Here is a 7,259-nt window from a genome sequence, read left to right as displayed (position 1 = left end):
ATGTCCGGACCCCCGGGATCGAACCCCGCGGGATGTTCGCTCCAGGCCTGGAGGGTGGTCCGGCCGCGGCGGGCGGCGCAGGCCTCGGCTTCGGCCAGCAGCCTGCTTCCCACGCCCCGCCGCCGGTAGTCGGGATGGACGGCCACGAAGACGTACCCGTTCCGCGGGTTGTCCGTCAGCGACAGCTCGAGCAGGGCACGCCCGACGTGCCGGTCCCCCTCCCTGGCCGCCCAGAGATACGTCACCGAGTAGTCGTTCGGCCGCGCCCCCTCGAGCCTGACCGCCGGGCTCACCCAAAAATCGTTGTTGCCCCAGATCAGCCCGTTGACCAGATTGGCCAGCTCGGCGGATGCGGCAAAGTCCGCACCGTCCGGGCCCTGAAGGGCGGGCGGGATGGGCAACGGCGCGATCGTGATCGAGGTCGTGGTCATGCTGGCTCCTCGGCACTGAGGCAGTGATTGAGTAGTACCAATCACATTACTGCATCCCGTCCCGCCGCACTATCTCCCGCTTAAACGGGCTATGGCCGCAGCATGTGCTGCGGCCATAGCCTGAGTGTTCGCCGTCGCCGGCCAACCTGAAGTCCCGGTTAGGCCTCCACGGCCACCTTGGTGACGTTCGGGTCCACGGAGATGCCCGGGCCGAAGGTGGTGGTGATGGTCGCCTTCGCGATGTACCGGCCCTTGGAAGCCGACGGCTTCAGGCGCAGCACCTCTTCCAGGGCGGCGGCGTAGTTCTCCACCAGCTTGTTGGCGTCGAAGGACACCTTGCCGATGATGAAGTGGAGGTTGGCGTGCTTGTCGACGCGGAAGTCGATCTTGCCGCCCTTGATGTCGTTGACGGCCTTGGTGACGTCCGGGGTCACCGTTCCGGTCTTCGGGTTCGGCATCAGGTTGCGGGGACCGAGGACCTTGCCCAGGCGGCCGACCTTGCCCATCAGTTCGGGGGTCGCCACGGCGGCGTCGAAGTCGGTCCAGCCGCCCTGGATCTTTTCGATCAGGTCGTCGGAGCCAACGAAGTCGGCGCCCGCGGCGATCGCGGCCTCGGCCTTGTCGCCGGTGGCGAAGACCAGCACGCGGGCGGTCTTGCCGGTGCCGTGCGGCAGGTTCACGGTGCCGCGGACCATCTGGTCGGCCTTGCGCGGGTCGACGCTGAGGCGGAAAGCCACCTCAACGGTCGCGTCGAACTTGGACGGGTTGGTCTCCTTGGCGAGAGTGATTGCCTCGACCGGGGCGTAAACCTTGTCCGCCTCGATCTTGGCTACAGCTGCCTCATATGCTTTGCTGCGCTTTGCCATCTGCTTTTTCTCCTTGTGCAGTTGTGGTCTGCGGACCGCGCCCGGCCCTGCCACAACGACGGCGGTGTTCCCACCTGTGGCGAGTGTCGCCGTCGTTTTTTGAATTGTCTTGGTGGGGTCGAACCAGGACGTTTGTCCCGAACGACCACCGGGGTTGAGGTGCTTAGCCCTCCGACAGTGCTCGATCGTCGAGCAGCTGCGGTGCTTGCTTCCGGCGAGTGCCTCGTTCCTCGGCCCTCACCGTACGCGAGCTCCTCGCTACTCGACCTCGATGCCCATGGAACGGGCGGTGCCGGCGATGATCTTGGCGGCAGCCTTGATGTCGTTGGCGTTGAGGTCGGCCATCTTGGTGCCGGCGATCTCATCGACCTGCGCCTGGGTCAGCTTCGCAACCTTGTTGGTGTGCGGGGTAGCCGAACCCTTCTGCACGCCTGCGGCCTTCTTGATCAGCTCGGCGGCCGGCGGGGTCTTGGTGATGAAGGTGAAGGAACGGTCTTCGTAGACCGTGATTTCAACCGGGATCACGTTTCCGCGCTGGGATTCCGTGGCGGCGTTGTACGCCTTGCAGAATTCCATGATGTTGACACCGTGCTGACCAAGCGCCGGACCGATCGGCGGGGCCGGGTTGGCGGCGCCTGCCTGGATCTGGAGCTTGATGAGGCCGGTGACCTTTTTCTTGGGGGCCATATCGGGTCCTTCTCTCACATTACGTACCGGCGGCACAGGAGCGTGCCGGCGGTGGTTGGCCGCCATGGCTTGGCGGCCGGCCGTGCGGATTCGGACAAAGCGGGTCCGTATCCGCACGAAGTCTTGGTTAGTGGATCTTGGTGACCTGGCTGAACGAGAGCGTCACCGGGGTTTCGCGCTCGAAGATGGTCACCAGCACCACGAGCTGCTGGGATTCCGGCTTGATTTCGGAAATCGTTGCCGGCAGCGTCTCGAACGGCCCGTCGTTGACGGTGACGGACTCGCCGACCTCGAAGTTGACGGTGATCGGTGTGCTCGGTGCCGTCGACTTGCCCGCAGCCTTGCCGCCGGCTTCCGTCTTGGTGCCCGTGATGGTGTGCTCCAGCATGGAAGCAACTTCCTTCAGGCTCAGCGGCACCGGATTGTGCGCGTTGCCGACGAACCCGGTCACGCCGGGAGTGTGGCGGACGGCGCCCCATGAGGCGTCGGTCAGGTCCATCCGGACCAGCACGTAACCCGGGATGCGCACGCGCTTGACCAGCTTGCGCGTGGTGTTCTTGATCTCCACGACCTCTTCCATCGGGACCTGGATCTCGTAGATGAAGTCTTCCATGTTCAGGGTCTGGATGCGGGTCTCCAAGTTGACCTTCACACGGTTTTCGTAGCCGGCGTAGGAGTGGATGACGTACCAGTCACCGGGCTGGCGGCGCAGCTTGGCGCGGAATGCTTCGAGGGCTTCCTCTTCGGTCTGCTCAACCTCTTCGGCCTCTTCGGCCGGCCCGGTCTCCTCCGGGGCCCCGTCGGCGGCCACGTCCGCCTCGGCGGCGGCTTCGGCGGCCTCGTCGAGGACGGGGGCGTCGTCGGCGGCCTGGTCAAGCTCGCTCGCCAGATCGGTACCGGCAGCCTCTTCTGCGGCGTCAACGCCAGAAGCCGGCACCTCGTCGGTGCCGGTCACGGTAACCTGCTCGTCGGCTTCCAGCTCCGCGTTCTCTTCGGAGTTCTGGGCTTCGAGTTCCTGGTCGGACACTTAGCTTCCTGCTTTCTTCTTCAGCTCACTTGACTCGCGGCGGCTTTGCGCCGTCGTCGTATCCATCCGTACGGCTGCCGCAACGCGGACGTTACTGTTCGGGTATGCCGTCTCCGAAGACGAAGAACGCGCCCTGGCCGAAAACCAGATCCAGTGCCGTGACGATCAACATCATGATGGCCACAAAGGCGATCACCACAAGCGTGTAGTTCAGCAGTTCCTTGCGGGTCGGCGTGACGACCTTTTTGAGTTCGGCAACGACCTGGCGGACAAACAAAATGATCCGGGCGAAGAGACCGCGCTTCTCGGTCTTTCGTCCGGTGGGGCGTCCCTGGGGACTGCTGGAAGACGTATCGGTCAACCTGGCCTCACTCATTCTGTCCGGTGTCCGGCCCCCGGACGGCCTCGGCCGGCCTGGACCGCTGCTTCGTGCTGGGATGCTGAACTGCTGCAGTTTATGCCTGCGGCGGTTCTGCGCAGGGCAGACAGGACTCGAACCTGCAACCTGCGGTTTTGGAGACCGCTGCGCTACCAATTGCGCCACTACCCTATGGAGCCGAATACTGCCGGATGTCCCCCGCAGCGCGGGCATGGAACATCATGGCGTTTTCAACACCGAAGATCCAGTTTACGCCAGCGATGCGCCGACGTCGAACCGAACCCCGTTTGCCGCCCAAAAGGCGACTGATCCATTATGCAACATTTCCGCCGGCCCGCTGACCAAGGGGGCCGGGCGGGCACCGGGCAACGGGCCGTACGCCCGACGGGCTGCACCCGGACTCGGGCTGCACCTAGACTATGGAACAGTCCTACACGCTACTGAAGACGGGAACCCCATGCCTGCCAACGCCCGCGTCTCCCGGCGCATTGCGTCCATCGCCGAATCCGCCACCCTCGCCGTCGATGCCAAGGCAAAAGCGCTGAAGGCTGCCGGGCGCCCGGTGATTGGCTTCGGGGCGGGCGAACCGGACTTCCCGACCCCGGACTACATCGTGGAGGCCGCCATCGAGGCCGCGCGCCAGCCGCGCTTCCACCGCTACTCCCCCGCCGGCGGCCTGCCCGAACTGAAGCAGGCCATCGCGGACAAGACGCTGCGCGATTCCGGCTACCGGGTGGACCCGGCCCAGGTGCTGGTGACCAACGGCGGCAAGCAGGCGGTGTACGAATCCTTCGCCACCTTGTTGGATCCGGGCGACGAGGTCCTGGTCCCCACGCCGTTCTGGACCACCTACCCCGAGACGATCCGGCTGGCCGGCGGCGTCCCGGTGGAGGTCTTCGCCGGGCCGGAGCAGGGCTACCTGGTCACCGTCGACCAGCTCGAAGGCGCGCTGACCGACAAAACCAAGGTGCTGCTCTTCGTCTCCCCGTCCAACCCGACCGGTGCCGTCTACCAGCCGGAACAGGTTGCCGAGATCGGCCGGTGGGCCGCCTCCAAGGGCCTGTGGGTCATCACCGACGAGATCTACGAGCACCTCACCTACGACGGCGTGCCCTTCACCTCCATCGCCAAGGCCGCCCCGGAGCTGGGCGACAAGGTCGTCATCCTCAACGGCGTGGCCAAGACCTACGCCATGACGGGCTGGCGGGTGGGCTGGATGATCGGCCCGAAGGACGTGGTCAAGGCCGCCACCAATATGCAGTCCCACGCCACCTCCAACGTGGCCAACGTGTCCCAGATGGCGGCGCTGGCCGCCGTGTCCGGACCGCTGACCGCGGTGGACGAGATGAAGGTTGCCTTCGACCGGCGCCGCAAGGCCATGGTCGAGGGCCTGAACGCCATCGCCGGCGTCGAATGCCCGACGCCGGAGGGCGCGTTCTACGCCTACGCCGACGTCCGCGGGCTGCTGGGCAAGGAGTTCCCGACGGCGGGCGGCACCATCCGTCCGGCGACCTCCGCCGAGCTCGCGTCGCTGATCCTCGACGAGGTCGAGGTCGCCGTCGTGCCCGGCGAGGCCTTCGGGCCGTCGGGCTTCGTGCGGCTGTCCTACGCCCTCGGCGACGAAGACCTCGCCGTCGGCGTCGGCCGGCTGCAGGATTTCCTGGCGAAGGCCAAGTAACCGCCGGAAACGGTGCCGGCCGGACTGCGAGGGCAGCCCGGCCGGCCGTGGCGTTCCGGTTACTTTTCCGGCTGGGATTGGTGGGCCGGATTGCCGTGGAACGGCGGCACGACCCGTGGGCCCGAGGTTTCCGGCTGCGCCGCGGAGCCGCCCTGGCTCCGGCCGACCTCGGGCATGTCCGGCACCGTGGTGCCGCTCGGCTCTGCTCCGGCGCGCAACTCCTCGAGCCGGCGCTCGAGGACCTGGACGACCGGGAGCCGGTTCCCATGCTCCCGTTCGTAGGCCAGGAGCGCCGTCATTCCCTGCTCGTCCAGCCCGGTGATCCGGGACGGGAGCGTGCCCAGGGGTATGTGGTCGTAGTCCGGCAGCGGCAGTTCGTCGTGCCGTGGGGAGTCGGTCATGGATCCTCCTGCGCTCGTAGACACCGGCCGCAGGTCCGGCACCGGCTGCTGCACTGCAGCTTTGGGGGAATGACACCGATTCCGGCTCCGGTGCGGGACCGCGGTCCGTCCTGACAATGCCACCAAGCTACCACCGGCGCTTGGGGGTACAACAGGGCCCGGCGCCCCTGCTACAGGATCCGGCGGTCAACAGCCCAGCGGGTCAGTTCGTGCCGGGAGGACAGCTGGAGCTTGCGCAGCACGGACGAGACGTGGGTTTCGACGGTCTTGATGGAGATGAACAGTTCCTTGGCCACCTCCTTGTACTGGTAGCCGCGGGCGATCAGCCGCATGACCTCCAGTTCGCGCGCGGAGAGCTTGTCCAGTTCGTCGTCCACGTTGGCTACGGCTGCGGTGCCGAAGGCGTCCAGGACGAACCCGGCCAGCCGCGGCGAGAAGGCCGCGTCGCCGCCGGCCACCCGCTCAACGGCGTCGGAGATTTCGGCGCCGGAGATTGTCTTGGTGACGTACCCGCGGGCGCCGGCCCGGATGACGGTGACGACGTCTTCGGCGGAGTCGGACACGCTCAGCGCCAAAAATTTGGTCTCCGCCAGCAGGTCCGCGCAGCCCGCGACCACCTCGGCCCCGCCGCCGCCCCGGCCTCCGGGCAGGTGCACGTCCAGGAGCACGACCGCGGGCCGCTGCTCGCGGATGGCCGCGATCGCTTGCTCCACGGTCGCGGCCTCGGCGACCACCTCGATCCGCCCGTCCAGGTCGGCTTTCAAGCCGGAACGGAAGATGGCGTGGTCGTCGACGACGACCACGCGGATGGGTTCGGTCACGATGCGGTTCCTTCCTGGGGGTGCTGCAGGCTGAGGTGGACTTCGGTGCCGCTGCCGGTGTTGCGGATTTTTGCCTGGCCGCCGTGCCGCTCCATCCGGCCGATCAGCGATTCGCGCACGCCCATCCGGTCCGGCGGCACGGCGGCGGGCTCGAACCCGGGACCGCGGTCCCGGACGAAGATTTCGCTGCCGCGCGGCGTGCATTCAACGTAGACGGAGATGCCGCCGCCGGCGTGTTTTGCCGCGTTCTGCACGGCCTCCCGGGTGGCGTGCACCAGGACCTCGTGCCGGTCGGTCATGGCGCTGTCGCCCACGGCGACCACGTCCACGGGATGCCCGTAGGCGTCTTCGATTTCGGCGGCCACCGCCTTCACGCGGTCCACCAGGTTGCCCTCTTCCTGCCGCCTGTCCCGGTAGAGCCATTCGCGCAGTTCCCGTTCCTGGGCGCGGGCCAACCGGGTGACGTCGTGTTCCGAACCGGCGCGGTTCTGGATCAGGGCCAGGGTCTGCAGCACCGAATCGTGCAGGTGCGCGGCGATCTCCGCGCGTTCGGTTTCCCGGATCCGGCCGGAGCGTTCGGTCTCCAGGTCCCGCCAGTACTTCAGCACCCACGGCGCCAGGACCAGCAGGACCCCGGCCAGCACGGCCAGCGAGGCGAACAGCGTGGGCCACATGGCCTCCCAGGTAATCGAACCGGACACCATGGTGACGATGCCGGCCACCACCAGGACCAGCCCGGCCAGCAACCGCACGGCGCCCTGGGCCCCGGTTGCCCCGGCGCGGTCCATCAGGCCGCTGCGCCGGGAATCGTCCAGCTGCATCCACGCGATCACCGCGCCGGCCGCGATCGCCAGCACGGGCAGCCAGGTCTCCCACGGCAGGTTGATGCCCGCCAGCTGGGCGACGACGGCGCCGCCCGCGAGGACCAGGGCCGCGCCGATCAGGATTTCCTTGCCGCCGCGTTGCATC

The 7,259-nt window shown here is 67.3% G+C and carries 9 protein-coding genes and 1 tRNA gene; 1 reads left to right on the top strand and 9 read right to left on the bottom strand.

Annotation, left to right across the window (positions count from 1 at the left end):
• From AC5RV2_RS12560 to AC5RV2_RS12535, 6 genes are all read right to left on the bottom strand, one after another.
• Positions 1-431, bottom strand: a 431-nt coding sequence (locus tag AC5RV2_RS12560; RefSeq protein WP_494092603.1) for a GNAT family N-acetyltransferase, incomplete at its 3' end; no start/stop codon positions are given.
• Positions 432-589: 158 nt separating this feature from the next.
• The gene (gene rplA / locus AC5RV2_RS12555; protein ID WP_494000506.1) at positions 590-1,297 is read right to left on the bottom strand and encodes a 50S ribosomal protein L1; all 708 of its coding nucleotides are present in this window, start codon (positions 1,295-1,297) and stop codon (positions 590-592) included.
• 258 nt (positions 1,298-1,555) lie between these two features.
• Positions 1,556-1,984, bottom strand: coding sequence for a 50S ribosomal protein L11 (gene rplK, locus AC5RV2_RS12550; RefSeq protein ID WP_494067543.1), 429 nt, complete (start codon positions 1,982-1,984; stop codon positions 1,556-1,558).
• Between the two features lie 127 nt (positions 1,985-2,111).
• Positions 2,112-3,011 (bottom strand): transcription termination/antitermination protein NusG, encoded by a 900-nt coding sequence (gene nusG / locus AC5RV2_RS12545; protein WP_494092602.1) that lies wholly within the window; start codon positions 3,009-3,011, stop codon positions 2,112-2,114.
• Between the two features lie 91 nt (positions 3,012-3,102).
• Positions 3,103-3,387, bottom strand: coding sequence for a preprotein translocase subunit SecE (gene secE / locus AC5RV2_RS12540; RefSeq protein WP_493979249.1), 285 nt, complete (start codon positions 3,385-3,387; stop codon positions 3,103-3,105).
• A gap of 101 nt (positions 3,388-3,488) precedes the next feature.
• Positions 3,489-3,561 (bottom strand) — tRNA-Trp (locus AC5RV2_RS12535).
• Between the two features lie 286 nt (positions 3,562-3,847).
• On the opposite strand from AC5RV2_RS12535, the gene AC5RV2_RS12530 reads away from it, so the two are divergent.
• Positions 3,848-5,068, top strand: coding sequence for a pyridoxal phosphate-dependent aminotransferase (locus AC5RV2_RS12530; protein WP_494092601.1), 1,221 nt, complete (start codon positions 3,848-3,850; stop codon positions 5,066-5,068).
• A 59-nt stretch (positions 5,069-5,127) separates the two neighbouring features.
• Here the strand turns inward: AC5RV2_RS12530 and AC5RV2_RS12525 are convergent, their stop codons facing one another.
• The 3 genes from AC5RV2_RS12525 to AC5RV2_RS12515 form a co-directional block, all read right to left on the bottom strand.
• A complete protein-coding gene (locus tag AC5RV2_RS12525) occupies positions 5,128-5,469 on the bottom strand; it encodes a DUF8129 domain-containing protein (RefSeq protein WP_494092600.1) in 342 nt (113 codons plus the stop codon).
• A 170-nt stretch (positions 5,470-5,639) separates the two neighbouring features.
• Positions 5,640-6,290: a LuxR C-terminal-related transcriptional regulator gene (locus AC5RV2_RS12520; protein WP_494064748.1), complete on the bottom strand. Its 651-nt coding sequence runs from the start codon at positions 6,288-6,290 to the stop codon at positions 5,640-5,642.
• On the bottom strand, positions 6,287-7,259 hold a 973-nt coding region (locus AC5RV2_RS12515), incomplete at its 5' end, for a sensor histidine kinase (RefSeq protein ID WP_494092599.1). The genes AC5RV2_RS12520 and AC5RV2_RS12515, both read right to left, overlap by 4 nt.

The sequence above is a fragment of the Arthrobacter sp. Y3225116 genome, from assembly GCF_059091245.1.
Note: the sequence above shows the minus strand (reverse complement) of the source record. Positions and strands in the feature narration are given on the sequence as shown.